This is a genomic window from Pseudomonas viridiflava (assembly GCF_900602065.1).
Taxonomy (GTDB): domain Bacteria; phylum Pseudomonadota; class Gammaproteobacteria; order Pseudomonadales; family Pseudomonadaceae; genus Aquipseudomonas.
On sequence record NZ_UWFN01000116.1, the window covers coordinates 433,829 to 460,126 of the forward strand.

26 protein-coding genes are annotated in these 26,298 nt (G+C 57.2%); 15 read left to right on the forward strand and 11 right to left on the reverse strand.

What is annotated here, in order from left to right; all coding sequences use genetic code 11:
* Positions 1-384: 384 nt before the first annotated feature.
* Positions 385-627: a hypothetical protein gene (locus EE949_RS07230; protein WP_122663649.1), complete on the forward strand. Its 243-nt coding sequence runs from the start codon at positions 385-387 to the stop codon at positions 625-627.
* Positions 624-3,368, forward strand: coding sequence for a beta-glucosidase (locus EE949_RS07235; protein WP_205504708.1), 2,745 nt, complete (start codon positions 624-626; stop codon positions 3,366-3,368). The genes EE949_RS07230 and EE949_RS07235 overlap by 4 nt, the downstream gene beginning before the upstream one ends.
* Before the next feature lie 16 nt (positions 3,369-3,384).
* Here EE949_RS07235 and EE949_RS07240 read toward each other — a convergent pair whose 3' ends face one another.
* From EE949_RS07240 to EE949_RS07250, 3 genes are all read right to left on the reverse strand, one after another.
* Positions 3,385-4,035 carry a TetR/AcrR family transcriptional regulator gene (locus EE949_RS07240; RefSeq protein ID WP_122663650.1) on the reverse strand — a complete coding sequence of 217 codons (651 nt, stop codon included), beginning with the start codon at positions 4,033-4,035 and terminating at the stop codon, positions 3,385-3,387.
* A gap of 22 nt (positions 4,036-4,057) precedes the next feature.
* Complete coding sequence (locus EE949_RS07245) at positions 4,058-5,419, reverse strand: MATE family efflux transporter (RefSeq protein ID WP_122663651.1); 1,362 nt, start codon at positions 5,417-5,419, stop codon at positions 4,058-4,060.
* A 144-nt stretch (positions 5,420-5,563) separates the two neighbouring features.
* Complete coding sequence (locus EE949_RS07250) at positions 5,564-6,721, reverse strand: MFS transporter (RefSeq protein WP_122663652.1); 1,158 nt, start codon at positions 6,719-6,721, stop codon at positions 5,564-5,566.
* 561 nt (positions 6,722-7,282) lie between these two features.
* On the opposite strand from EE949_RS07250, the gene EE949_RS07255 reads away from it, so the two are divergent.
* Positions 7,283-8,173, forward strand: a complete 891-nt coding sequence (locus tag EE949_RS07255; protein WP_122663653.1) for a DMT family transporter — start codon at positions 7,283-7,285, stop codon at positions 8,171-8,173.
* Here the strand turns inward: EE949_RS07255 and EE949_RS07260 are convergent, their stop codons facing one another.
* The 3 genes from EE949_RS07260 to EE949_RS07270 are packed head-to-tail and all read right to left on the reverse strand — an operon-like array spanning position 8,174 to position 11,103.
* Positions 8,174-9,424 (reverse strand): acyl-CoA thioesterase/BAAT N-terminal domain-containing protein, encoded by a 1,251-nt coding sequence (locus EE949_RS07260; RefSeq protein WP_122663654.1) that lies wholly within the window; start codon positions 9,422-9,424, stop codon positions 8,174-8,176.
* A gap of 28 nt (positions 9,425-9,452) precedes the next feature.
* A complete protein-coding gene (locus EE949_RS07265) occupies positions 9,453-10,301 on the reverse strand; it encodes a transporter substrate-binding domain-containing protein (RefSeq protein ID WP_240350331.1) in 849 nt (282 codons plus the stop codon).
* Entirely contained in the window at positions 10,288-11,103 is an 816-nt protein-coding gene (locus EE949_RS07270; protein WP_122663749.1) for an alpha/beta fold hydrolase, read from the reverse strand. The genes EE949_RS07265 and EE949_RS07270 overlap by 14 nt, the downstream gene beginning before the upstream one ends.
* Positions 11,104-11,455: 352 nt before the next feature.
* On the opposite strand from EE949_RS07270, the gene EE949_RS07275 reads away from it, so the two are divergent.
* Positions 11,456-12,394, forward strand: a complete 939-nt coding sequence (locus EE949_RS07275; RefSeq protein WP_122663655.1) for a fatty acid desaturase — start codon at positions 11,456-11,458, stop codon at positions 12,392-12,394.
* A gap of 263 nt (positions 12,395-12,657) precedes the next feature.
* On the opposite strand, the gene EE949_RS07280 is transcribed toward EE949_RS07275, so the two are convergent.
* From EE949_RS07280 to EE949_RS07295, 4 genes are read right to left on the reverse strand one after another with little or no spacing between them, the layout of a single operon-like run.
* Positions 12,658-13,530 carry a transporter substrate-binding domain-containing protein gene (locus tag EE949_RS07280; protein ID WP_122663656.1) on the reverse strand — a complete coding sequence of 291 codons (873 nt, stop codon included), beginning with the start codon at positions 13,528-13,530 and terminating at the stop codon, positions 12,658-12,660.
* Positions 13,527-14,288 (reverse strand): amino acid ABC transporter ATP-binding protein, encoded by a 762-nt coding sequence (locus EE949_RS07285; protein WP_122663657.1) that lies wholly within the window; start codon positions 14,286-14,288, stop codon positions 13,527-13,529. The genes EE949_RS07280 and EE949_RS07285 overlap by 4 nt, the downstream gene beginning before the upstream one ends.
* Positions 14,285-14,944, reverse strand: a complete 660-nt coding sequence (locus EE949_RS07290) for an amino acid ABC transporter permease (protein WP_122663658.1) — start codon at positions 14,942-14,944, stop codon at positions 14,285-14,287. The genes EE949_RS07285 and EE949_RS07290 overlap by 4 nt, the downstream gene beginning before the upstream one ends.
* Positions 14,925-15,590, reverse strand: coding sequence for an amino acid ABC transporter permease (locus tag EE949_RS07295; protein ID WP_122663659.1), 666 nt, complete (start codon positions 15,588-15,590; stop codon positions 14,925-14,927). Before EE949_RS07295 ends, EE949_RS07290 begins: the two co-directional genes overlap by 20 nt.
* Positions 15,591-16,000: 410 nt before the next feature.
* Here EE949_RS07295 and EE949_RS07300 point away from each other — a divergent pair, with 410 nt between their 5' ends.
* From EE949_RS07300 to EE949_RS07315, 4 genes are all read left to right on the forward strand, one after another.
* Positions 16,001-16,624: a helix-turn-helix transcriptional regulator gene (locus EE949_RS07300; protein WP_122663660.1), complete on the forward strand. Its 624-nt coding sequence runs from the start codon at positions 16,001-16,003 to the stop codon at positions 16,622-16,624.
* Positions 16,625-16,668: 44 nt separating this feature from the next.
* On the forward strand, positions 16,669-17,058 hold the full coding sequence (locus tag EE949_RS07305; RefSeq protein ID WP_122663661.1) for a RidA family protein: 390 nt from the start codon (positions 16,669-16,671) through the stop codon (positions 17,056-17,058).
* A gap of 29 nt (positions 17,059-17,087) precedes the next feature.
* On the forward strand, positions 17,088-18,056 hold the full coding sequence (locus tag EE949_RS07310; RefSeq protein WP_122663662.1) for a threo-3-hydroxy-L-aspartate ammonia-lyase: 969 nt from the start codon (positions 17,088-17,090) through the stop codon (positions 18,054-18,056).
* Between the two features lie 373 nt (positions 18,057-18,429).
* Complete coding sequence (locus tag EE949_RS07315) at positions 18,430-18,717, forward strand: hypothetical protein (RefSeq protein ID WP_122663663.1); 288 nt, start codon at positions 18,430-18,432, stop codon at positions 18,715-18,717.
* A gap of 13 nt (positions 18,718-18,730) precedes the next feature.
* On the opposite strand, the gene EE949_RS07320 is transcribed toward EE949_RS07315, so the two are convergent.
* Positions 18,731-19,495: an SDR family oxidoreductase gene (locus tag EE949_RS07320; protein WP_122663664.1), complete on the reverse strand. Its 765-nt coding sequence runs from the start codon at positions 19,493-19,495 to the stop codon at positions 18,731-18,733.
* A 295-nt stretch (positions 19,496-19,790) separates the two neighbouring features.
* Here EE949_RS07320 and EE949_RS07325 point away from each other — a divergent pair, with 295 nt between their 5' ends.
* The 7 genes from EE949_RS07325 (at position 19,791) to EE949_RS07355 (ending at position 26,294) form a co-directional block, all read left to right on the forward strand.
* On the forward strand, positions 19,791-20,132 hold the full coding sequence (locus tag EE949_RS07325; RefSeq protein WP_122663665.1) for an FKBP-type peptidyl-prolyl cis-trans isomerase: 342 nt from the start codon (positions 19,791-19,793) through the stop codon (positions 20,130-20,132).
* A 242-nt stretch (positions 20,133-20,374) separates the two neighbouring features.
* Positions 20,375-20,602: a hypothetical protein gene (locus EE949_RS07330; RefSeq protein ID WP_122663666.1), complete on the forward strand. Its 228-nt coding sequence runs from the start codon at positions 20,375-20,377 to the stop codon at positions 20,600-20,602.
* Positions 20,603-20,650: 48 nt separating this feature from the next.
* Positions 20,651-21,355 carry a YoaK family protein gene (locus EE949_RS07335; protein WP_122663667.1) on the forward strand — a complete coding sequence of 235 codons (705 nt, stop codon included), beginning with the start codon at positions 20,651-20,653 and terminating at the stop codon, positions 21,353-21,355.
* Between the two features lie 75 nt (positions 21,356-21,430).
* Complete coding sequence (ppk2, locus tag EE949_RS07340; RefSeq protein WP_122663668.1) at positions 21,431-22,348, forward strand: polyphosphate kinase 2; 918 nt, start codon at positions 21,431-21,433, stop codon at positions 22,346-22,348.
* An 87-nt stretch (positions 22,349-22,435) separates the two neighbouring features.
* Positions 22,436-23,371 carry an AEC family transporter gene (locus EE949_RS07345; RefSeq protein ID WP_122663669.1) on the forward strand — a complete coding sequence of 312 codons (936 nt, stop codon included), beginning with the start codon at positions 22,436-22,438 and terminating at the stop codon, positions 23,369-23,371.
* Between the two features lie 66 nt (positions 23,372-23,437).
* Entirely contained in the window at positions 23,438-24,400 is a 963-nt protein-coding gene (locus EE949_RS07350; protein ID WP_122663670.1) for a class I SAM-dependent methyltransferase, read from the forward strand.
* 271 nt (positions 24,401-24,671) lie between these two features.
* Complete coding sequence (locus EE949_RS07355) at positions 24,672-26,294, forward strand: methyl-accepting chemotaxis protein (RefSeq protein WP_122663671.1); 1,623 nt, start codon at positions 24,672-24,674, stop codon at positions 26,292-26,294.
* Positions 26,295-26,298 lie beyond the last annotated feature (4 nt).

Sequence of the window (26,298 nt, forward strand, 5' to 3'; positions counted from 1 at the left end):
TAATATCGCCCACTTCAAGCACGACGAACAGCTTACCAGAACACTAAACCTAACGACAGTTAGGTTTATAAGAAAACAATAATAATCTAAAATTGTGATTTATCATGGATCTTGCACCCGAAATCATAGATTTATTAGCAATAATTCACCCAAGATAGGCACAAAATCTAAAAAACCTCCAAACCCAACCCTGCTTAAACCGCTAAAAAACTCTCTCAGGCCATGTGCCATCATTTAATAAAGCCGCGCTTACAAATATCCTTCTTCGCCACTGAACTTTTATTACTCGAACCTGACTTAACGTTCGGCGCATTTAGCCTTGCGCCCACAGTCCTTTCTTTTTCCTCTAAACCATCAATCGAGATGCAATCGATGAGTCGACCCTTGCTGTCTGTAATTAGCGCTGTATTACTCTGCGCGCAAAGTTTGTCTGCCCTGGCGACAGACTCAACTTCTGCGACGAACGCTGCCACGTCCGCCGAGCAGATTCGTGTGCAGGTAGAGGCCAGCCGTGATCAGTTGACTGGCGCTGCCAACGTCAGCACATCCACGGCTAAAGGCCCTTCCACCGTGCTCGACGCACCGGTGGTGACCGATGACGCCCCGGCCCAGGCGCAACGTCCATGAACCAGCCCAACCCTCAGCCGATTGCATCCGCCAAAAGGACGCTTGCCGTGTCAGCCTTCAAACACACCCTGAGCCTGAGCCTGCTGACCTTCAGCGTCCTGCAGGCCAACCTGGCCCTGGCCGCCGTCACGCCAGCCACCGGCAATGAAGTCGAAGCCCGTGTCAGTTCAATCCTGGACAACATGAGCCAGTCCGAAAAGATCAACTTTACCCGGGTCAACGACGGACACATGATCCCGCCGCTGCTCAAGTGGGGCATCAAAGGCACCACGGCCTACGACTCCTCCATGGGTGTGCACGTCAACAACGCGACATTCGGTGCGCAGTACCCTTCCCAGTCCGCGCTCGCTGCGACCTGGAGCATCAATCGCGCCAAGGAGTTCGGCCTGGCCATTGCCTACGAAACCCGTATCTCGGGCGGCCAGCAAATGCTCTCGCCGGGCGTCAACCTCTATCGGACTCCCTACAACGGTCGCTCCGCCGAGTACATGAGTGGTGAGGATCCATTCCTCGGTGCCGTGCTTGCACCGGCCGTGGTCAATGCGATTCAGGTTCAGGGCATTCAGGCCAGTGGCAAGCATTACCTGGCCAACGAACAGGAAGCCAATCGCCAGGCAGTCAACGTTATCGCTGACGAACGCACCCTGCGCGAGCTGTATCTGCCAGGCTTCGAGTCGATGGTGAAAAACGCTAACGTTGCGTCGATCATGTGCGGCTTCAACAAAGTCAACGGCGACTACGCCTGTGAAAACCATCACCTGATCACTGAAGTGCTCAAAGGTGAATGGGGTTATCAGGGCACTGTGATCAGCGACTTCAACGCCATTCACGATGCGTTCAAAGGCGCTTGGGCCGGTACCGATATCGACATGCCGTCGGGCCTGCAATTTACCGAAGCCAACCTGCTGCCGTATCTCTGGAGTGGCCAGCTCACCCAGAACGTTATCGATGACAAGGTCAAACGCAACCTGCGCGCCATCGTCAGCTATGACTTCCAGGAGAACCTCAACACTGCCAGGACGCTGGACCATCCCGAGTATGGCGCGCGTGCGGCGCTGAACACGGCTCGCGAATCCATCGTGCTGCTGCGCAACGAAAACACCACTGATGGTAAGCCGCTGCTGCCACTTGCCAAGACTGCCAAAATCGCAGTGATCGGTGACTGGGCGCACGAGGCCCCGGCATCGCCATTCGGCACCGCCAACTCACCGCCCAACAGCTACGTGACCGAACTGAGCGGTTTGCAGCAACTGGCGTCGAGCAGCTCGAACGTTACCTATCTGCCGGAACTGAGCCTGAACCCGAAATCGTCGGCCTGGTATCAACCGGCAACCAATGACAAAGGCATCAGCAATTCCGGCGTCAAGGCTGAGTACTTCTCCAACACCAGCTTGTCCGGCAGCCCGAGCGTGACTCGCGTCGAGCCAGGCGTGAACCTCAACTGGACCACCGGCACCAACGAAACCAACGCGGGCACTACGGCTGTGTCTGGTTTCAGCCCGACGGCAGGTGCTTTCTCGGCCAGATTCACCGCGACGATCAAGCCAACGGTGTCCGGCGCACACGTGTTCAAAGTCCGCGCAGACGGCCCGTACAAACTGTGGGTCAACGATGAGTTGGTGTTGCAGAGCGACGGCGTGCCGTACTCCGCAGACGTGGTAAACGCCATGACCACCTCTGGCAAAACTCCGGCGCTGGTCGCTGGCAAACCCTACACCGTGAAGCTTGAATACCAGCGCGTGCAGGGTAATTTCATCCCGGCATTGGGCGGGATTACCGGGGTACAGATGAGCTGGGCGTCCCTGCGTCCACCCAAGGACCTGTCGAAATACGATGCGGTCGTGGTGGCCACAGGCTCCAATTACGAGCATGAAGGCGAAGGCTCTGACCATGGCTTCGAGCTGCCCGATCAACAGGCTGAGCTGATCAGTTTCGTGACCCGCGCCAACCCGAACACCATCGAGGTCATGCACGGCGGCGGCGTTGCTGACATGCAGCCTTGGGCGAACAAAGTCGGCGCCACCTTGCAAGCCTGGTTCCCGGGCCAACAAGGCGGTCAGGCACTGGCAGAGATTCTGTACGGCAAGGTCAACCCTTCGGGCAAACTGCCGATCACCATCGACAAGAAAATCGAAGATAACCCAAGCTATGCGTCCTATCCGGACCCGGCGGCTTACCGTGGCAGCAATCCGCTGGCCGAAATGACCTACAGCGAAGGTCTGTACATGGGCTATCGCGGTTATGACAAGAAACACGCCAAACCGCTTTACCCGTTCGGCTACGGTCTGTCGTACACCACTTTCGGCTACAGCGACCTGAAACTGTCGACCAACGTGCTGAGCCCCGGCGCAACCATCGACGTGAAATTCACCCTGACCAACACTGGTAACAAGGCGGGCTTCGAAGTCGCGCAGTTGTATGTGCAACCGGTGAAACCGGCCGTTGATCGTCCTGAGAAGGAACTCAAGGGCTTTACCAAGGTGTATCTGCAACCCGGCGAAAGCAAAACCGTCAGCATCCCGATCGATTCACGCTCCCTGGCCTACTATGTAGACAAGACTGCAAGCTGGGACGTGGACGCTGGCAAGTTCAAGATTCTCGTCGGTTCGGATTCGGAAAATCTGACCCTGAATCGCACCTTGACCACGCTGTTCCCGGAACACCTGACCACCCGCGACAGTAACCCGCTGCCACTGCCACTGCGCAAAGCCGTGCAGGTGAACGCCACACAGGCCTACTAAGCGTCAGCATTCAGGCTCAAGGATGAGCCTGAATGTCCTTCCCGAGACGCCGTAAATAGATGTCGAACACCGCCATGACATCCACTTCTTCCGGGCATCTCAGCCACTGAATCTGCAAGCCGTCCATGACCGAGAAAATCTCCTGAGCCATGGCTTTCACGTCGATATCGGCACGAATTTCCCCCGCCTCTTTCAACGCGTTCAAATGGCTGCGAGCATGCTGGTGGGTAAGGTGAAATCTGTCTTTGTGCCAGGACCATGCCGGATGTGCATGGGAAAGGCTTTCGGTATTCATCACCAGGGACGCCTGACATTCGGCAGCGTCTTCAACACTGAACCCCATGCTCAGCCTCAGAAACTTGAGGAAGCCCTGCACGGTGAGTTCGGTCGTCAGCTCGTGAAACCTTGAAGTCACCCGTTGATCCCTGCGATCCAGCAGTGCAGCCAGCAACGCCTCTTTATTGGGAAAGTGATGTAACAGGCCTACGGTCGTGATACCGGCAAGCGTCGCAACATCGCGCATCGATGCACTGGTATAGCCATCCCGGGCAAAGATCACTGTCGCCGCGTCGAGCAGCGCCGCCCTGCGCATCTCTCCCTTGGGAGCCCGGCGACGCTTTGGCGCGAGCTCTTCGCCTGATTCATTCCCTGATTCGTCAACTGACATAAAAATCCGATAACTGCTTCATTCAAATTATCCCGGCGCTCGCGGGCTGGATCCGTCGTTCAAAAAAACGCGTTGCGGTGATGGACGCAACAGCGGTCGAGATCACTGCAATCAGCGCGTTACCGGCAAACATGCCCGGCATTAATCCGCTACTGCCGAACACATGCATGCCGACAAACACGAACGGCACGGTCCCTGCCGTGGACCTGAGCCAGGCGAACATCGCCACAAACCAAGGCCGCTGCATGGTCACGAACACCGAAATCGAGACGAAATCCAGACCAATGAGGACCCACAAACCACCACCCAACTGACAAAAGGCCAGAAACAGTGCTCGGCCTTCGCCTTCAAGGCCGTAGAAATCGGCGATGGTACCGCAGGAAAGCACCAGCAAACCCCAGACAAACAGCCCGTAAACAACGACAAGCCTGCGCGAAAAGACGATTGCCGCGCTGGCACGCTTATCGAGGTGAGCGCCGATATTCTGTCCGAGAACCGGTGCCAAGGCACTCGGCAACGCAAAAAAAGCGCAGTAGGAAAACTGCAGGACCCGATCAAGGACTGCCATCGCCGCTAACGCTGATGTGCCAAAAGTAGCCACAGACGATACAAGATACGCCAACCCTACGGGCGTCGCCAAATTGCCAACCATTGCAGGCAAGGCCACCCGGAACGTGCGTTTGACGTGCATGTGCAGCAGTTTTGGCCTGACTGACACCCTCATCCCGACATGGCGACGCACCCAGTACAGCCCCAGACTGGCAGAAACGAGTGCCGACAACGCGTAGGAAATGCCGGCCCCCTCCAGCCCCAGGCCCAATACAAATATCAGCAGCGGATCGGCAACCGCCAACGTAACGGCACCTGAAAGCACGACCCACAATGCACGGCGACTGTCCCCGGCAGTACGCAGGATTTGCGCCGACATCTGCATGGCGGACTGCAGCACGCTGAACGGCAATGTCAGCCAGATAAAGACCCGTGCGGCCTCATAGGTCGCAGCATCGGCACCCAGCAAATGAGTGATCGGAACGATCAGCACCAATTGCAAGACCGCTGACAGACCACAGACGATCAGCACCATCAGGATCAGGCTGGTGGTGAAACGTGAAACTGCCTGGCTTGCGCGATGACCGATTCGTTCGGACAGTACCGTCGCAGCCGAAAGAATCAGCCCATTGGCCAGCGCACTGTTGAGGAAGATCAGCACCTTGGCAATGCCGACGGCTGCCAGCAGCAAGGGCTGGTGCAGCATGGAGACATAGACGAGCGTCAATATGTCCACCAGAAACACCGCGAACAAACTCAGAGCACTCGTGCTGCTCATGACCAGAATATGGCGTGCTATGCGCCCTTCAGTAAACGTCGCGCGGGCTACCGCCATTACATTCCCCAAACAGACAATGCCTGGCCAGCAACAGTGGCCAAGCCCATTGAGGCGGCGATTCTAGCGGCGGGCGTGCTCGGGAGCTATCACCGCCGCTCGATATCGGCGACGCGCCGACCAAGGGTTCAGCACGTAAGGTACCTACTCTGGCAATGGCTCGGAAACGGGCCGTCCCATCAACAGGACAGCAAGCAGAATGGAAAGCCCGACAAAGCATGCTGCCGCATAACCCAGGCTCTGTAGCCCATACGAATCGATCATTCGGCCGCCCACGATAGCTCCCAGACCAATCCCCAGATTGGCACCTGAAATATTCAGTGAAGCGCCAAAGGCTGTCGCGCCCTCCGCAGCTTTCATGACTCGCACATGGCTGACCAGGAACAGTGCCGCCTGCGTAATCCCCCAGGTCGCCAGCGCCATGGCCAGAAAAACCGGTGAATGGATGCTCGGGATCAACGCAACCATGCCCGCCACCATGAACGCGCAGAAGACAATCGACGCCATTAGCGGATGCTTGTCTACCGCGCGCCCACCCAGTGAATTGCCGATCAGGCCTACCGCACCAAAGGCCATCAGGCACCAGCCCACCACGGTGCCGTTGAAGCCAGCCAGCCGTTCAAGGATGTCCGCCAGATAGGTGTAGGCCGTGAACATTCCGGAGAACACCAGCACCGACAACAACACATGGCCTTGCAATACGGGGCTGCGCAGAACGCGCATTTGCTCGCGAAGCGAAGCGTCCTGCCGGGTTACGCGAATGCTCGGCAGATACACCCACAGCAGCAGCGCTTTTGCCAGCGCCAGCACCGCGAGCATGCCAAACGCCATGCGCCAGCCCACGGCGTCCGCGACCAGCGTCCCCACCGGAATGCCAAACACCGTGGCGCAGACGATGCCGAAAGTGATCTTCGCCATCGCACGACCGGCGTGCTCAGGCCCGACCAGATCAACCGCTGTCTCGCTGGCCAATGCCCAGAACACCGGCAAACCGAGCGCGGGTATCAGCCGGGCGATGCCCATCACGACGATATTGGGGCTCAGTGCCGCAAGGGTATTGGCGAGCGCAAACAGCACCATGACCGTTACGAACAGTTTCTTGCGCTCGAAGCGCGCGAAATAGGCGGTCAGGAATGGGCCGAGGCAGGCCACCGTGAACGCGAACAAAGTCACCAGCAAACCCGCTTGAGGGATGCTGACCTCAAGGTCCCGGGCAATACCGGGCAACAGGCCAACGATGACGAACTCGGTCGTCAGTACCGTAAAGCCGGCAGCCGACAACAACAGAATGGGTAACAGCATTTGAACTCCAATAGCGAAGCGCCAGGCCGGTGAACACCAGACTGGTTTTACAAGGAAATGATTGAGCTGATATGACTTGAGTACTGACCGATCACTGATGCGTCAGGCGATCGATGCAGGCGGGAATTATTGGCAGGCAAACAGCGGCCGCCATTATGTCCGGGCACCTCGTTGCGGTCTACCGTCGAGACATGCATTGATGCGACGTAAGTGGTCACCAGAGGTGCTACTTCAGTGCCCCGAAATTGTACTGTCGCTGACCTCACACCGTTTGCCTGATTGGCGCTGTTCATTGCACGATCCTGCGAGCGGTGGTGAATACCCACTCCCGTGGGAGCCGGTCTCACGTCGTCAGCGCAAATCCGGTAGGAGCGAATTCATTCGCGAAGGCGCCAGTACAGTCGACAAACCTGCATCGTCACAAACACCGCCCTCCCGTTGCAAACAGCGGCGATCCCACACCCGCAAAGTGTACTGCCCACTCTGTCGCTCTCTGTAGCGCTTGGACAGTGCGCCTCTATGGCTAAATACCGGCCCGCATCCCTGAACGACGAGCCGTTTATGAAATCTCGCGTTAACACCGGCATGGCCCTGGGCCTGCTCGGCGTTATAATTTTCAGCCTGACACTGCCCATGACCCGCATCGTGGTCGAGGAAATTCATCCTTTGCTTAACGGCCTGGGCCGGGCGCTTGTCGCGGCAATTCCTGCTGCCGCGCTGCTGCTCTGGCGACGCGAGCGATGGCCGACGTTGCAGCAATTCAAAGGCCTGTGTTTTGTGATCCTCGGCGTGATTGTCGGCTTCCCCGTCCTGTCATCATGGGCGATGCAAACACTGCCCTCTTCCCACGGCGCACTGGTCAATGGCCTGCAACCGCTGATCGTCGCCATGTACGCCGCATGGCTGCACCATGAGCGGCCTTCCAAAGCATTCTGGGCATGCGCGGCACTGGGCAGCGTGCTGGTGCTGACTTACGCCATGATCCAAGGCGCAGGCAGTGTCAGCAGTGGCGATCTGTTGATGTTGGCAGCCATCGCGCTTGGCGGTCTGGGCTATGCCGAGGGTGGACGTCTGGCTAAAGAAATGGGTGGCTGGCAAGTGATCTGCTGGGCATTGGTGCTGGCTTTTCCCTTACTGCTGGGCCCTGTTCTGTACCTTGCTTCGCAGCATCAAGGCACGATCAGCGCGCCGACTTTGTGGGCGTTCGGCTACGTCACCCTGTTCTCGCAATTTATCGGTTTCTTTGCGTGGTATGCGGGTCTGGCCATGGGCGGCATCGCCCGGGTCGGGCAGGTTCAACTGCTGCAGATCTTCTTCACGATCGCCTTTTCCGCACTGTGGTTCGGTGAGCACATCGACCCTTTGACCTGGGTGTTTGCAGCAGGCGTTGTGGGCACTGTGGTACTGGGGCGCCGGACCACGGTCAAGGCGCCACAGCCGATCAAGATCTGATCACGACTCTTTTGCAGCCCGGGCGTTGACCGCTTCGTCGAGAAACGCCTTTACCGCTCGCCATGATTGCTCGTTGGCTTCGGCATTCGCCGCAGGTGTTCCGTCAACGCTGTAGGTGGCGGGTATGTGCGGCAGCAAGATGGTATGGCCGGCGTGTTCAAAATCCAGATGCTGCACCGGCCAGGGATGACCCGCCTCTTGAAGACGCTGCAACGCCATTCTCGAAAACAGCGCTGAAGGCCATGCAGCGTCGTCGCCAGCAGAGAGCAACAAGACTGGCCCCTGGATTTTCTCTACCGGGATGGCAACCCGCTTCACGGCCTCATGGTCCAGTAGCGCGGTGCTGATCGATTCGGCATTACGTAAACCGGCATCTTTGGCAGCCCAGGAAGCGGTTTTATTGTCGTTCCACAGATGCACCAATGGCTTGCCTCCATAAAGCCAGGCCGGTCCATCACGGCCTACCGCCGGATCTGCCGCCGCCTGCCCGCCATGCACCAAAGCGCTGGGCACATAACCAATGACCGCCGACACCGCTTCAGGAAACAGACTGCCGAGCAACAGTACCAATTCACCACCCCGCGACTGGCCGCTCAGCGCAACAAAATCATGGGCAGGTTGCACCTCTCGACGAACCCAGTTCAAACCCGCCACGAAATACTCCAACGGCGTATTTGAAATGTAAGGCGACAAACCCGGTGCTTTGAAATACCCCAGTGCGAATGCGGCGTAACCTCGTGATGCGTAGAGCGCAGCCCGAGGCTCGTTGATCCCGCCACCCGAGCCATTCAGCACAATAACGGCGGGATGTGGCCCGTTGCCTGACGGCGTAAACAGTGTGCCGACCAGGCCGTCCTCGCGGACCTCTTTACGAGTCACGCCTGGGGCGGCAAGGCGCTGAATCAACGCCACCTCCTGATCACTGCCCTCAACGAAAATCCGCGTCACCAACGGCTGCAATACGTCATCCGGGAACACATCGGCGGCGCCCTCAACTTCAGGCCGCTGACTCCAGAGCAGGCCCAACGCAGAGACACCCTGATAGCTGCCAGACACGGGAGCATCTCGCTCCAGATCCACCCGCCCGCCGGCATCGGCAACGTACGTCGCGGAGCTGACCCAATGCTGCCCATTGCCACGCAACGTGCGAGTAGAGAGCACGACGCTTTGAGCAGGCTTGAGACCTTCGACAGCGATGCGTCGCGGCTCGTCCAGCAAACCCTCTGCCGGTGTGACTGATAGTGTCGTCATGAAATCCCTCGTTCTCCTGTCGAATGCCTCAAGGCGTCACGGGCGCAATCAAGCGTGGAGCATTACGATACCGCTCATGCAGCTCAACGATCATCGGCGATGCCGCCATCTGGTACTTGCGCCCTTCTTCAAGCAGCCAGCCGCTGCCATGCCAGTCGCGCACTATACGGTCCAGAACCTGCTGCGTCTGCGGCTGCTCCTTGCGTAACCAGATGACCGAATCTGCGGGCACCAGATCTTCACCAATCGGGATTTCGAAACCCGCCCATTCAGGTTGGCGCATCAACTCGTGCATGATCGGACTGTTCAGCACCACGCCGTCACAACTTTGCCCACGCAAGGCCAGCAGCACTTCCGACTGAGCCCTGAATGCTTTGAGCTGCACACCATAGTCACGGGTTAGAGGCTGCTGAAAACTGGCGCCCTGAGAAATACAAATGGTTTTGCCACGCAAATCTTCCCAGCGCGTGAAACCGGAGTTCTTTGGTGCGACCAACGCTCCGCCCAACTGCTCGTAAGGGGTTGGCACATAGTCCAGTTGCTGTGCCCGCTCCGGAGTCACCGTCATGTTGGCGATGAGCAGATCTACTTTGCCTTGCTGGAGAAATACCGCTCGATTAGCCGCGACCACGGGCACCACTTCGGTCTTGACCCCAAGCTTCTTGCCAATGTCTTCAGCCAGCTCTACCGCAAAACCGATCGGGCGCTGAGTGCCGGTAGCATAGGTGCCAAACGGTAAACCACTGAGGTTGACGCCGATACGCACCACTCCACGCTCCTGAATGGTCGTCCAGGTCTGATCGGCGAGTGCTGTCTGGGTCATCGCCACGACCAGGCCGATGGCCAGGCCGGTACGTTTAAAGTCAGGAAAAGTCATGGGGCGGGCTCTGCTCTTTGCTCTGATTAAAAGTGTTCTGATTGGAAGTGTTCTGACTGGAAGTATGCTGATTGAAAAACTGTTCAAGGGTCGTTGCGTAGCGCAGTTGACCGGCAGCGCTCTGCCAATCTTCAAATGCCTGAGCATCAGGCGCCAAGGACAGGATCTCCTCGCTGATCACTCGTGGATGCCGCGCATCGTCGCCGGGCAGGATTAACAGAGGTGTCGTACAGGCACTGACAAACTGCCGATCTACGCTGTAGACGAAATCGGTGGAAAACAGGTTGTGCTCCATGGCTCGCAAGACGTTCTGCGCCGGGAAAACGTTTCGCTGATGGAGGGTTTTGACCCAGGTCTGAAATGACGCCCGCCGCAGTTCGAGATTCTCGGCAGTTTTGCCGATCGGCTGCTGCAATACAGCAGACATGAAACGCTGCGGTGCCAGGCTAATCATCTTCAACGCAAACGACGGCCCGATACAGGCACCCAAGACATGGCATCGCTCGATACCCAGAGCGTCCAGCAATTGCAGATTGTCCTGGGCATATTCATCCCAGCCGTCGTGCGCCGTAATGGGCGCGTGAGATCCGCCGGTATTGCGCTGATCAACCGTGATCACTTTGAAGCGTGCTGAAAAGGCGTGCACGGGATCGACCAGCCCCCTCGGTCGTCCATCCTCACGATGAATCCATAACTGCGCCCGGGAAAGCAAACCACCCGGGGCAAGCGCCAATAATGCAGGGCCCTCGCCCGTCACCTCGTAGTGCAAGTGGGTGCCGTTGGGTAAATCAATTGTCGCCATGCTGATGACCTGAAGCTGAACATGCAGCACTCAATGTGAACAAACCGCTCCTGAAAGCCCAATTCACAGATCACATAACTTTATAACCGGACCGGTTATAAGCGCCCCGCACTCATTGCATAAGCAGACAGGCCGGAGCCGCGCGGGCAGACTGTTTCCCCTCCCGCAGGAAACCACAATGAAACGTTATCTATTGCCTGCGCATCGTGATGAAAAATGACTTGAGAGGCGCCATTTTTTAATTACCTGACGCTATATAAATGTACCTATAAGTGATTATTCAGAAATAACCAGAATTGCTACTGTGCGGCGACTGGACCTTTGGTCCCTACTGCCTTCTTCGGCTGCACACATGCCCAACTATCTAGATGCCACGCACCAACAGCGCATATCACAGCTCCGTTCGACATGGACCGCGCGCACCGACTGGCCAACCTGGCTGCTGCTGATCGGGACCTATGCGGCGTGGTTCAGCCTGGTCCATTACTCCGCGCTTCTGGGCCGTGGCCTGACCTTGATGTTGCTGGTACCCGTCATCACATTCTGGATGTCGGTGCAGCACGAATTGCTACACGGCCACCCTACTCGCTGGTTGTGGGTGAACAAGCTGTTGGGCTATGCGCCCTTGGCAATCTGGTATCCCTACACCCTGTATCGCGACAGTCATCTGCTGCATCACCGCGATGAAGAATTGACCCTGCCGCAGCGTGATCCTGAGAGCCGCTACTTCAGCGAACAGCACTGGGAAAAGAACAGCGCAGGCTCGCGCCGCCTGCATTGGCTGAACAAAACCCTCTATGGTCGATTGCTGGTAGGCCCACTGATAGCGCTGATCGGCCTTGCAGTGGTGGAACTGCAACGGTTACGCAAAGGGGAAATACAGGCGTGGCTGATGTGGCTGACTCACATCGCCTGTGCGGTCGGCTTGCTGCTGTTCGTCCAGGCACAAGGCGGTATCGGCGTACTCGAATACTTGCTGGCCAGTGTCCTCGCCTTGGCGTTGTCCATGGTGCGGTCCTTTTATGAACACCGTCCCGCGTCATCGCCAGAGCATCGTTCGGTCATCAACGAAGCAGGCTGGCCGTGGCGCTGGTTGTTCCTGAATCTGAACCTGCACCTGATTCATCACGACCTCCCTGGCTTGCCCTGGTATTACATCCCCCGTGTGTACGAGGAACGCCGCGAAGACTGGCTGCAACGCAGTGGCCAGTTTCTGGTGGGCGGCTATGGCGAGCTGTTTCGTCAGCATGGCTTGCGGCCTATCGATAGCCCGCAGCATCCGTGGCATTGATTGATCACGGCCTGGCTGTCTCCTGCCTGACTCAGAGCAAACCGGTAGGAGCTGCCCTGTGTCCATGGCACACATAGGGCCTGTAGGAGCTGCCGAAGGCTGCGATCGCGGTGTGTCAGGATAAACGCTTCGCAGCCTTCGGCAGCTCCTACAGAAAATGCATTTCGGTCCATTAGCTTGCATGTTGTTCGCGAGGCGGCAGGCCAGACGCAACGAACCGGCACTGGGCCGGTTCGTGTTTGCTACTGACTAAAACCTGAAGATCAAGGCTTCCAGTTACCGCCTTCAACGATCACTGAATTTGGATCGGTACCTTCAGCCAGTTCCGGACGTACGTACTGATCGTACAGTTTGAGCAGGTATTTCTCTTCGCCCAATTTCGCCAGCTCGGCGTTGATCCAGTCACGCAGTTCGATGTTGCCTTTTTTCACCGCTGGCGCAATAGGGGCCTCATCACCCAGCTTTTCCGGGAGCACCCGGTAGCCAGGGTTTTTCTTCGCCCAGCTGAACAGCACCAGATTGTCCTGAGCGTAAGCATCACCACGACCATTGGCCAGCGCTTGCAGCGACTCGGAGTTCTTGTCGAACTTGAGCACTTTCCAGTCAGGGTGGTTCTTGGTCAGCCAGACATCAGCCGTGGTGCCGGTGGTGACGATGGTGGTCTTGGTAGCGAGATCATCAAGGGACTTCACCGGGCTTGCATCAGGCACCAGGGCCTGCACTGCAACGCGCAGGTTCGGGTTGGTGAATTCCACGGCTTCGCGGCGCTCCGGGGTGACAGTCACGTTGGCCAGAATCAGGTCAACCTTGTCGCTTTGCAGGAACGGAATCCGACTGGCAGGCTCCACCACCACGAACTCGATTTTCTTCTCGTCGCCGAGCAAATCCTTGGCAAAACGCTTGGCCAGATCGGTATCGAAACCGACGTATTCACCTTTTTCACTGACGAAGCCAAATGGCGGTTTGTCGCTGAATACGCCAACAATCAACTTGCCACGGGCCTTGATGGTTTCCAGGTAACTACTGGACGGTGACGGTGCAGCCTTGGCGACAGGTTTCTGTTCAGCGGGTTTGTCGCAACCCGCCAGCAGACTCAGGGTAATCAGCGGTATAACGAGGGCAGTTTTAAAACTCACGATGCTTTCCTTTTTGGCATATTTTCCACGTAGGAGAACCTCTCCAGGAACTGCTGCGCGCGTGCGGTCTGCGGGGCGCTGAAGAAAGTTTCGGGGTCGTTCTGTTCCGCGATGCGGCCGCGGTCCATGAACAGGATTCGATCCGCCACGGCACGGGCAAAAGCCATTTCGTGGGTGACGATCAGCATGGTCATGCCGCCTTGCGCGAGGTCGAGGATGACCTCCAGCACCTCCTTGACCATTTCAGGATCAAGAGCAGCGGTGACTTCATCAAACAACATGACTTTGGGGTTCATGCACAGCGCACGAACGATGGCGATGCGTTGCTGCTGCCCTCCGGACAACTCACGCGGGTACGCATTGCGCTTGTCCGCCAGACCAACTCGCTCCAGCAAGGCTTCAGCCTGTTGCCGAGCCTCGCCCACTGCGCGCTTCTGTACTTGCAGCGGGCCAAGCAGAATGTTGTCGAGCACGGTCATGTGCGGGAACAGGTGATAGCTCTGGAATACCATGCCGATCTGCTGGCGGACCTTGCGCCAGTCCGCGTTGGCAGGCAGCGCCTTGCCGGCAAAATGCAGGCTGCCTGCGTGGCCCAGTTCCAGACCGTTGAGGCAGCGCAGCAAAGTACTTTTGCCACAACCGCTTGGCCCGAGGATCACCACCACCTCGCCCTCTCTCACTTGTAGGTCAACGGACTGGAGAACCGGTGTATCACCGAAGCTTTTACTGAAACCGGACAGTTCGATCAATGCAGTCATGCGTGGCTCCAGCGCCGCTCAAGCACGCGGGACGCGGCCGACAACGGATAGCAAACAAAGAAAAAGAACAGAAACAGGAAGCCGTAGATCAGCACCGATTCGTAGGTCCGCTCGATGATCTGCTGACCCACCTTGGTCACATCCACCACACCGATCAGCACCGCCAGCGAGCTGGTCTTGATGACCCGCGTGTAAACGTTGATCACCGGCGGCGTCAGGCGCTTCAAGGCCTGGGGCAGCAGGACACGACCGTAAAGCTGAACCAGCCTCAGCCCGATTGCCAGGCCTGCTTCGCGCTGCCCGCGTGGGATGGAACGCAACCCGCCGCGCACGACCTCACCGACTTCACTGGCGCCCCACAAGGACAACACCAGCACCGCGCACCAGAGTGCAGGGATGCTCAAGCCGAGAAAAATCGGCAAGCCAAAGAAGAACAGATACAGCCAGACCAGTACCGGAATCGCCCGAAACAGCTCCAGATAAATCCGCAGCGGCACATCCAGCCAGCGTTTGCCAAGGCTGCGCAGCACGCCATAGAACAACCCGCCGATGCTGCTGAACAGAATCGCCAGCAGTGAAATACCCAGCGTGCGGCTCGCCCCGGTGACCAGTTGCGGCGCGGACACCCAGAGCAGATCAAGACCCGAACTGGCCATGCTGGAGCCTCCTTTCAAGAAGGCCCAACAACAGCGACAGTGGCAGGAATACCAACAGACACAGCCCGGTCATGACCGCGAGCATCTCGTAGGTTTTGTAGTAAAGCGCGATGTAGCTTTTGGTGGTGTATAGAATTTCCGGTACCGCGACCGCCGAAACCACGGTGGTTTCCTTGAGCAAAAAGACGAAGTTGGCGAACAGCGCTGGCAAGCTGAGGATGCCGGCTTGCGGCAGAATCACATACCGCAATAATTGCCAGCGCGACAAGCCAATAGACAACCCGGACTCGATCTGTGCCTTGGGCACCGCTTCGATCCCTGCACGCAGAATCTCGGTGAGATAGGCTCCGCCGAGAAACGTCATGGCGATAACTGCCGAGGCGAATCCGGAAATCCTGATCCCGATACTCGGCAAGGCAAAGTAGATGAAAAACAGCTGAATCAGCAGCGGCGTATTACGCGCCAGCTCCACGTAAACCGGTACCAGCCGATGCAATACCGGCACCTTGAAGGTGGCAATCGCTGCATTGATGATCGCGACTGTCAACGAAGTGAGAATGGCGATCAGCCCCACCTGCAACGTGACGCCAACAGCTTTGAGAAAGGCAGGTAACGTGGATAACGCGAATGCATAGTCGAAGGTCATTGCGGACCTTCCAGAGCAGATCTAACGGGGCAGAGATACATCGAATACGGCCTTGAATGGGCTTGTTGATATATAGCTTAACCTTCTGTTTTATTTAAATTTAATACCTGATTCGCATAAGCATAGAGCTAATCGCTGATGGCCTGCGCCAGCTTTCATCAACGACATTCCAATGATGGATTGAAACTCAGACGTTGTAGGAGCCAGCTTGTTGGTGAAGCGGAATTCCGACTATGCAGGTCTGACGTCTCGCCAACAAGTTGGCTCCTACAGCGGCACGCGTTTGCTTCGCGACAGCTGTGCGTCGTGGGCACGGCGCGCGCTCCAACAGAATCAAACAGCCAGCAATCTTTACTATTCGTCAATTACTGGATACTTTGTCTTAATAATTTATCAAGACACTCTTAGCCATGCCCAACCCATCAGCAGAAACCCGCAACCTGCTCGAACAACTCAAACAGGTCGCTCAAGGCCTGGGCGAAACCTTCGGGCCGTTTTGCGAAGTGGTCGTGCACGACTTGCAAACCCCGGATCACGCGATCTACGCCATTCATAACAACCTGTCGGGGCGCAAAGTCGGCGACCCGGCCACCGAGCTTGGCCTGGCGCGAATTGCTGACCCGGCCTATCCGCAAGTCATCGCCAGCTACGCCAATCATTTCCCTGATGGACGACAGGCTAAAAGTACCTCGATCGGCATTCGCAACCTCAAGGGTCAGTACGTTGCAGCGCTGTGCATGAACGTCGATCTGACATTGTTTCAGGGCGTACAGACGGCCATGGCGCAGTTCACGCGGGTGGACTGCAGCGTGGACGAGAGCCTCGAAGTGGACAGCGCCCAGAGCATTCGCAAACGAATCGACGAATTCGCCGGCCGCTCGGCAAGCACGCCCCGCTCACTCAAGGCCGATGAGCGTCGTGTGTTGCTCAGAGAGTTGAAGGCATCGGGGGTGCTGGAGATGCGCAAGTCCATGGAAGTGGTTGCGCAACACCTCGGCGTATCCCGGGCTGCCGCCTATAGCTACCTGAAGTAGCCACACTGCCGACACTCAAATCTGTCTTTCCACGAGAGAACGCCATGCCCCAGCCAATCCTCTGCAAGAACAGCGAAACCATCAGCCCACCCGCAGGGCACTACTCGCACGTGTCCATCGCCAACGGCTTCGTGATGATCAGCGGGCAATTGCCAATCACTGCCGACGGCGCGCATCTGGCAAATGCCTCGTTTGAAGATCAGACCCGGCAAGTCTTGCTCAATCTGGACAGCTGTCTGGGTGCAGCAGGCATCGGTAAACAGCAGTTGGTGCAGGTCCGGGTCTACGTCACGGATATCGAGCAATGGCCGCTGTTCAATCGCCTCTACAGCCAATGGCTGGGGGAGCACCGTCCAGCCAGAGCCGTTGCGGGCGTAGCCCAGTTGCATTACGGCTGCGCGGTGGAAGTCGAAGCCATGGCCATTGCGGCCTGATACTTTTCATTTCGAGAAGGATTACCAGCATGAACACATTTGCCCTTCCCACTTATCAGGATGTTGAAGACGCCGCCACACGCCTGGTCGGTCAGGCCAACCGCACGCCAGTACTGACTTCCCGCACAGTGGACAGCCTGTTTGACGCACAGGTGTTCTTCAAATGCGAAAACCTGCAGCGAGTCGGTGCCTTCAAGTTTCGCGGCGCATTCAATGCCTTGGCCAAATTTGACGAGCAGCAGCGCAAGCGGGGTGTCGTAGCGTTTTCCTCCGGCAATCATGCTCAGGGCATCGCCCTCGCCGCCCGGCTGTTGGGCATTCCGGCCACCATCGTCATGCCCCACGACGCGCCGCCGGCAAAAATTGCTGCGACCCGGGAATACGGTGCGAACGTGGTGATTTACAACCGCCAGACCGAAGACCGCGAAGCCATTGGCCGCGAGCACTCCGAACGTTTGGGCATGACCCTGATTCCACCGTACGACCACCCGGACGTGATTGCAGGGCAAGGCACCGCCGCCAAGGAACTGTTTGAAGAAGTCGGCCCGCTGGATACGCTGCTGGTCTGCCTGGGCGGCGGCGGACTGTTGGCAGGTTCAGCCTTGTCTACCCGCGCCCTGTCCCCTGCCTGCAAGCTATATGGCGTGGAACCGGAAGCTGGCAATGACGGGCAGCGCTCGTTCCGCTCGGGTGAAATCGTGCGCATCGCAGTTCCCGATACCATCGCCGATGGCGCGCAAACGCAATACCTGGGCAACCACACCTTTCCGATCATCCGCCGTGACGTCGACGACATCCTTACAGTCTCGGATGCACAGTTGATCGAATCCATGCGCTTTTATGCCGAGCGAATGAAAATGGTCGTCGAGCCCACCGGCTGCCTGAGTTTTGCTGCGGCCTTGCAGATCAAAGACCAGCTCAAAGGCCAGAAAGTCGGAATTCTGATCAGCGGCGGCAATGTGGATCTCCAGCGTTATGCCGCATTGTTAGCCCGCTAGAGGAGCAAAGGGCCGGTCGATTTGCTCTCCGGAGTGACCGCAATATCAGCCAGCCCTTTACGCGACAAAATGCCACACCACAAATTCAACTAGTTGTCTGACAACCGCCGAACGGTCATGGATCGGAAAAACCATTTGTTCTAAAATGTTGCAATACCGGTAAGCGGACGCGGAATCGAACCTCAACGACATCAATTGTCATGGAATTCGAAGCCCGGCGACTTGACCAGATTTATAAAAAGAAAAGCCCGTCATAGACGGGCTTTTTTCGTTTTCGGCATTTGTAGCCGAGCGCGCCCTGAGCGCCAACGACGATTTCGGGCCAGCCCGCTGGGCGCCCTACTGCACACTTTTAAAACTTGAGGCTAATCCCATGCTGCGACTCGTCATGATCTACCTGTTCCAATGGTTCAAACGCCTGGCTGCCAACGCTGTATCGCGTAACGGCAACGACACCTACACCGAGAACTTCTCCTCCCGTGAAGAGAGCGACGGCGGCCGCTGGACGTTTGTGACCATCTTCATCGTGTTCACCCTGAGCCTCTACTCCCTGGCCGGCCTGGGCTACTACGCCAAGGTGCATGTATGGGACGGTTTCACTGAGGCGGAAAAAACCAACATCGCCCAAGCCATGGTTGTCGCCAGCCAGAACCTGAACTAAGCCGCTATCGCACCTAGCCGCGACCAACGAACGGCATGTTGGTGGCCATGACGGTCATATTCAGCACGTTGGTCGACAGCGGCAAACTCGCCATATAACGCACCGCATCGGCAACTTCCTTGACGTCCATCATGGGCTCAACGGCGGTCTGCCCATTGGCCTGCCGTACCCCGGTGGTCATGCGTGCAGCGAGTTCGGTCAACGCATTGCCGATATCGATCTGCCCGCAAGCGATGTTGTATTCCCGACCGTCCAGCGCAAACGTCTTGGTCAACCCGAGCACTGCATGTTTGCTGGCGGTGTAAGGCGAACTGAACGGTCGTGGCGTGTGAGCGGATATAGAACCGTTGTTGATGATCCGGCCACCCTGCGGTACCTGCCTGCGCATCAGGCCAAACGCGGCACGGGCACAGAGAAATACGCCAGTCACGTTGGTGTTGATCACGTTCAGCCACTTCTCGACGTCCAGCTCATCCACCGGAACGGCCGGAGCGCCAACACCTGCGTTATTGAACAAGACGTCCAGGCGTCCATAAGCCTCTTCGATTCTGGCAAACAGCGCATCGACACTCGCCGGATCGCGGACATCGGTGGACACGGCAATGGCCTTGCCACCCGCCTCGCCGATAATAGATGCCAGCTCGTCCAACGGCGCCTGACGACGCCCGGCCAGTACCAGGCTGTAGCCATCCTCCAGCAAACCCAACGCAACAGCACGCCCAATGCCGCTGCCTGCGCCCGTGACCAGTGCGACTTTTGAAGCGGTGGCGTTGGTCATTCTATTACTCCCTTCTGATTCGAAAAAATGCGGAATAGCACAGGAGATTACCCGGCCTTGCCAACCCTGCGCTACAGAGTTGCAGACACGCTTAATTGTAGGAGCGCGCTTGCCCGCGATGCGATTTTAGAGTCGACAGAATTTTCGCCTGTACCGACGCCATCGCGGGCAAGCGCGCTCCTACAATCAACCCAGCTTTAGCAGGGCTGGCGATAGATCGCCTCATCAAACCCCTTGCACCACTGACGCTTTCCTGAGAAAAAGCCGCCCTTGTCGCCTTATTAGAGAAAGCACCATGAGCAACGAATTGCTGGTCACAGACATCCGCACCGGTGACGGCAAGGCAGTCGTCAAAGGCGCGCTGATCACCACCCACTACACCGGGAAGCTTGAAGACGGCACCGTGTTCGATTCCTCCCATGAGCGCGGCAAGCCGTTCCAGTGTGTGATCGGCACCGGGCGTGTGATCAAGGGCTGGGATCAAGGCCTGATGGGCATGAAAGTCGGTGGTATTCGCACCTTGTTCGTGCCTGCACATCTGGCCTACGGCGATCGGCAGATGGGCGCACATATCAAGCCTGGGTCTGATTTGCATTTCGAGATTGAATTGCTGGAAGTTTTGACTCGGGATGATTGATCCGCCCTTGAAGCTATTTACGGGCTGCCTCCTACCAGCCCCAGCGCGAACCGGTAGGAGCGAACTTGTTCGCGAGGCGTCAGGCCTGAATCAACGCGTCAAGCCTCTCGCCAACAAGTTGCCTGCTACGGATTTTGTACCGTTTCAGAGCCCTTCATCATTAGGTCTGATTGCTTGTTCCCCCAGAAAAAGCGATGCTCCACCGCATAGAAATCGACGGTACTTAATAAGAAGGAACAATCATGGCCCTGAACAAGCCAACCCAGGAACTCAAGCGCCACCTGAAAGGGACGGCCGCTAATCTTGAAAGCACTGCCAACGAAATACTCAAGCTTGCCGAACAAATGACTGATGTCGACGTCACAGCGATCCTGCAACTGGTCAACCGGTTGTATGGCGATGCCGATCAGCTCAAAGCCTATGCCGATGAAATTAAAGCCAAGCGGATCGTTCGCGCCAAAGCGCTTTAAGCGTCGCACTGCTCGTGTCTGAACCAGTGATCAATGCAGGGACCTTCGATGCTTCCTTCTACCGTCAGTGCCAGCGCTAACCTGAAGCATCTGCACATGCAGAAATGGCGCGGCCGTGTGGGCATGTCATTGGCGGCCTGCCTCTCGATCCTTGCGGGCATGACCGACGCCATAGGGTTTATGGCGACCGGTGACTACGTCTCTTTCATGAGCGGCAACACTACGCGCCTTGCAGTGGCGATCAGCGATGGCGACCTGAACACCACGTCCCGCCTGTTGCTGGCAATCATCACCTTTGTGGCGGGCAACGCACTGGGTGTCATTGTCGCCCGACTCGCCGGTCGACGCGCCCTGCCCTTGCTGCTGAGTATCGGCATGCTGCTGTGTGCTGCTGCGGCATGGCCGATGGGCTCGCAACTTCTTACTGTGATGGCGGCCATTCTGGCCATGGGCATGCTCAATGCGGCCGTCGAACAGGTTAACGGGCTGCCGGTGGGGCTGACGTATGTGACAGGCGCCCTGTCACGTTTCGGGCGCGGCCTCGGGCGCTGGATGCTGGGCGAACGCCGTGACGGCTGGCGGATACAGTTGGTGCCTTGGGCGGGCATGTGCATGGGCGCCGTCATCGGTGCATTGCTGGAAAACCGCCTGGGAGCCAATGCCCTGCTGATCAGTGGCGCATTTGCCGCATTGCTCGGGCTTTTGACGCTGTTTATCCCCCACCGCTGGCAACGTCGTTATATGCCACGCTAAGTCTTCAAACTGTCACCTTTGCGTCATGTAGCCTGATTAACATCTGAGGACTTTTCCTACAGGTGAGCGCCCGACATGTCTCCTTCCCACGAAAATCTCGCGCGTCGCATCCACCGTGAACTGCTCGATCACAACGACGAAGAGCTGGAACTCGAACTGGCTGAAGACGAGTACAGCCTCGACAAGCTTTTCGAAAGCGACATCAGTGACAGCGACGAGAAACAGGCCCGCCACCTGTATTTCAGCGAGCTGTTTCGTCTGCAGGGCGAACTGGTCAAGTTGCAAAGCTGGGTGGTGAAGACCGGTCACAAAGTAGTGATCCTTTTCGAGGGCCGCGATGCTGCCGGTAAAGGTGGGGTGATCAAGCGTATTACCCAGCGGCTTAACCCTCGGGTCTGCCGTGTCGCCGCGCTGCCCGCGCCCAACGATCGTGAACGCACTCAGTGGTATTTCCAGCGCTACGTCTCTCATCTGCCTGCCGCCGGAGAAATCGTTCTGTTCGACCGCAGCTGGTACAACCGTGCCGGTGTCGAAAAGGTCATGGGTTTTTGCGATGACGATCAGTACGAAGAGTTCTTCCGTACCGTCCCCGAGTTTGAACGCATGCTCGCTCGCTCCGGTATACAACTGATCAAATACTGGTTCTCGATTTCCGATCAGGAGCAGCACCTGCGCTTTCTTAGCCGCATCCATGACCCGCTCAAGCAATGGAAGCTAAGCCCAATGGACCTGGAGTCTCGTCGGCGTTGGGAGGATTACACCAAAGCCAAGGAAATCATGCTTGAACGTACCCACATCGCCGAAGCGCCTTGGTGGGTCGTGCAGGCTGACGACAAGAAGACTGCGCGCCTGAACTGCATTCATCACCTGCTCGGGCAGATGCCCTACGAAGAAGTCGAGCAACCCGCCATTGAGCTGCCTGAGCGGCAGCGCCGCGAAGACTACAGCCGTGTGCCAACGCCAAGTGAGCTGATCATCCCGCAGGTGTATTGAACGCACGGCGACGGAAAATAGATTGGACGCTAACGATTTTCGTGCTTAACCTTGCCAGCCTGTTTGTGCGCAACGGGTCTGGCCTGAATGTTTGCTGTTCTCAACGTATTACTGCCGATTTTTGCCTTGATCCTGCTGGGGTTCATTTGCCGTCGTACGAACCGGCTAGGCCCCAACGCTGCATCGGAAATCAACCGGATGGTGGTCTGGCTGTGTTTGCCAGCACTGCTGTTCAGCGTGACGGCAACCTCCACCTGGGAGCAGATCTGGCACCCGGGGTTCGTGATCGGTTTCACCTTGAGCACCTTGTCGGTATTCGTCATCACGCTGCTGCTGCGCTGGAAGAAAGGCACTAATCTGACCGACGCCAGCATCGACGCGCTCGGTGGTTCCTATGCCAATGCCGGTTATATCGGTATCCCGCTGTGCGTGATGGTGCTTGGCCAGGATGGACTGGAACCGGCGCTGGTCGGGGCGCTTCTGGTGGTATGCGTATTATTTGGCCTGGCGCTGGTCTGCGTGGAAGTCGGGCTGCAAACCGAACGCAGGCCGCACCGTATTGCCTTCAAAGTGTTCCTGGCGCTGGCGAAAAACCCTCTTGTGGTGTCTCCGCTCCTTGGCGCGTTATGGGCCAGCACCGGCGCGCCGCTTCCCGGTGCCCTGGAAAAACTGCTCAGCCTCTTGGGTGCGGCGACCAGCCCCTGCGCACTAGTCGCGCTTGGCCTGTTCCTCGCCGAAAAACAGCAAGGGACACGCGAGGGGACATCGCTACTGGTTCTGATCAAACTCATCGGCCACCCGCTGCTGACCTGGGTGCTGGTGTTTCATGTCTTCGACGTGCCGCTCCTGTGGGCCAATGCCGCCCTGTTGCTCAGTGCCCTGCCCACCGGCACCGGCCCGTTCATGCTGGCTGAGTATTACAAGCGCGAGGCGTCACTGGTTTCAAGCACGATTCTGGTTTCTACCCTCGGCTCGCTGGTGACGCTGTCGATCTGCCTGTACCTGATCAGCCACCCGGCTTGACGCCGCTGCCCGTCAGGCATCGATAACGTTTAACATGTCGCGCCCTTTCGCCACTGATCGCCTGTCATGACCCCAGAAGCACTCGCCATCCTTAACCAGCATCTGCTTGATGCCCTGCAAACCGCGCCCAATGAAACCCGGCGTTTGTTTCATGGCCGAGGCCGCGTCTGGCCAGGACTTGAGCAGGTCACCGTCGACTGGATGCAGGGCGTGGTCCTGGTTTCGCTGTTCCGCGAGCCCGCAAAGGCCGAGCTTGAAGCGCTGACTGAATTGCTGCTGGAACTGACCCGCACGCCCCAATGGCTGAACAGCCAGGCACATACCTTGTTGCTACAACACCGCTACTTGCCGGAAAGCACTACTGAGTGGCTGTTGGGTGAGCGAGTGGAAGAATGGCAAATCACTGAAAGCGGACTGCACTTTAAGGTCGATCTGGGCAGGAAGCAGAACTGCGGTCTGTTCCTGGACATGCGTTACGGGCGCGACTGGGTACGCGCTCATTCGCAAGGCAAGCGGGTACTGAACCTGTTTGCCTACACCTGTGGCTTTTCGGTCGCGGCCATCGCAGGCGGCGCTGAACATGTGGTTAACCTGGACATGTCCCGGGCGGCCCTCACCCGCGGCCGCGACAACCATCGCCTTAATCATCACGACTTGCGCAACGTCAGCTTTCTGGATCATGAGCTGTTCAAGTCGTGGGGCAAGGTCAAAAAATCCGGTCCTTACGACCTGATTATTATCGACCCGCCGTCCTTCCAGCGCGGCAGCTTCCTGCTCGACAAGGATTACCAGAAAGTACTGCGGCGTATGCCCGAGCTGCTAGTGCCGGGCGGTCAGGTACTGGCCTGCATGAACGAACCCAGCGTGGGCTCCAGTTTCCTGATAGACCACACCGCCATCGAAGCTCCGGCCCTACGCTTCGAGCAACGCCTGGCGAACCCGCCGGAGTTCCCGGATGCCGAAGTCGAAGGTGGACTCAAGGCATTACTCTTTACTGATACATCGCAAGGCGCAACAGATATAACATAACACCAATAGTTAGTTAGCTTCGCAACTTTAAAGTTAGCCAAGTGGATCCAATTAATATTTAATGGCGTCAAATAAACCGCTTCTTGAGGCCCTTAAAGTTTCAGTTATAAATGCCGATGGACTTGAATAACCCGCCCTGTGTAAACAACAAAACTTTTTTACACAGGCGATGGTTTTTTCACATCGTGACGACTACATTGATGGCAAGTCGCCACGAGATAGATCAGTTGAATCTCAGCTATCGCAGTGTGGCGATTCGAGGTATCTCGGCATGAAAACAAGAAATATAAAACTGACCACCAGAGCCCTGTTCAGCTTCGGCATCATCTGTTCGTTATTGATCGGCCTTGGCGCTGCCTCGCTGCTCAAAATGGACGACATACATGACTCCGCGTCCGACCTGCAAAATAACTGGCTGCCCAGCGTCAGACAGGCCAGCAGGATAGAGACCGCGATGCTCCTTTATCGGCTGGATGCCAGGCGATTCGTCATGGACGACGCGCGCCTGGCCGAAGCGTCGATCAAAAAAATCAATCAGTTGAAAGCTAACCTGAGTAAAGCCACTCAAGACTATGCGCCGATGGTTTCCGATGCGGCAGAGAAAGAGCTATTCAATAAAGTAGCGGCCAATGTCAGCGCCTATCAAAACAAAATTGACGAACTCATGGAGCTTAGTAAGACACGTTCTTATCAGGAAATGTCCGTCTTTATCCAGGACACCACAAAGCCGCAAGCCGTCGCACTGCAAACATCCATTGAAGAGTTGATTGGCATTAATGAGAAAGGCGCAGTCCAGTCCGGCGCGATCGCTGATGAAAGTTTTACCAGCGGGCGCTACATATCAATGATATTCATTGTTATCGCGGTATTTGTAACGGTATTCGTTGCCGTGGCCTTTACCCGGAGTATTACCCAGCCGATTCAAACCTTGTTGATCACCACCCGCAAGATTGCCGACGGCGACTTACGCACCACGGTCGAAATCAGCGGCGCAGATGAAATGACCGAGCTGCAGACTGCCACGGCAACGATGCTGGCGAGTCTCAAAGGCACAATCCAGCACATCTCGGACTCATCGGGGCAGCTTGCCTCCGCTGCCGAGGAAATGAGCTCGATCACCAAAGAATCCAATGCCGGTATCCAGCGTCAGAGTATGGAAACCGAGCAAGCGGCCACGGCCGTCAACGAGATGACCGCTGCTGTCGAAGAGGTCGCACGCAATGCGGTTGCTGCCTCGCAATCAACCCAGGCATCAGAACGCTCGGCCCGGACCGGACAGGAGCGCGTCAGCCAGACCATCGCCTCGCTGGAAAAACTCAGTACAACGGTTGAGCGCACCGGCGCTGAAGTGGAAGGCCTGGCCAACCAGGCACAGCACATTGCCAAGGTGCTGGATGTGATTGGCTCCATCGCCGAACAAACCAACCTCCTCGCCTTGAACGCCGCCATCGAAGCAGCACGTGCCGGTGAACAAGGTCGCGGGTTTGCCGTGGTAGCCGATGAAGTCCGTGCACTGGCCCACAGAACCCAGACGTCTACCCGGGAAATCGAGCAGATGATTCAGGGCATCCAGAAAGACTCGACGCTGGCGGTGCAGTCGATGAAACAAAGCACGCTTGAAGCCGGGTCAACCTTGCAGATTGCCCATGAGGCCGGTATCGCGATCAAAGAAATCACCGCGGCTATCTCCGACATCAATGAGAGAAACATGCTGATTGCCACTGCCTCAGAGCAGCAAGCGCAAGTCGCGCGCTCGGTTGACCAGAACCTGGTGAGCATCCGCGATCTGTCTTCACAAAGCTCATCAGCGGCCAGCCAGACCTCTCTGGCCAGCAACGAGCTGTCGCAATTGGCCGTAGGCCTTAATCGTCTGGTAGCGAGGTTTTCGGTGTAGCAAA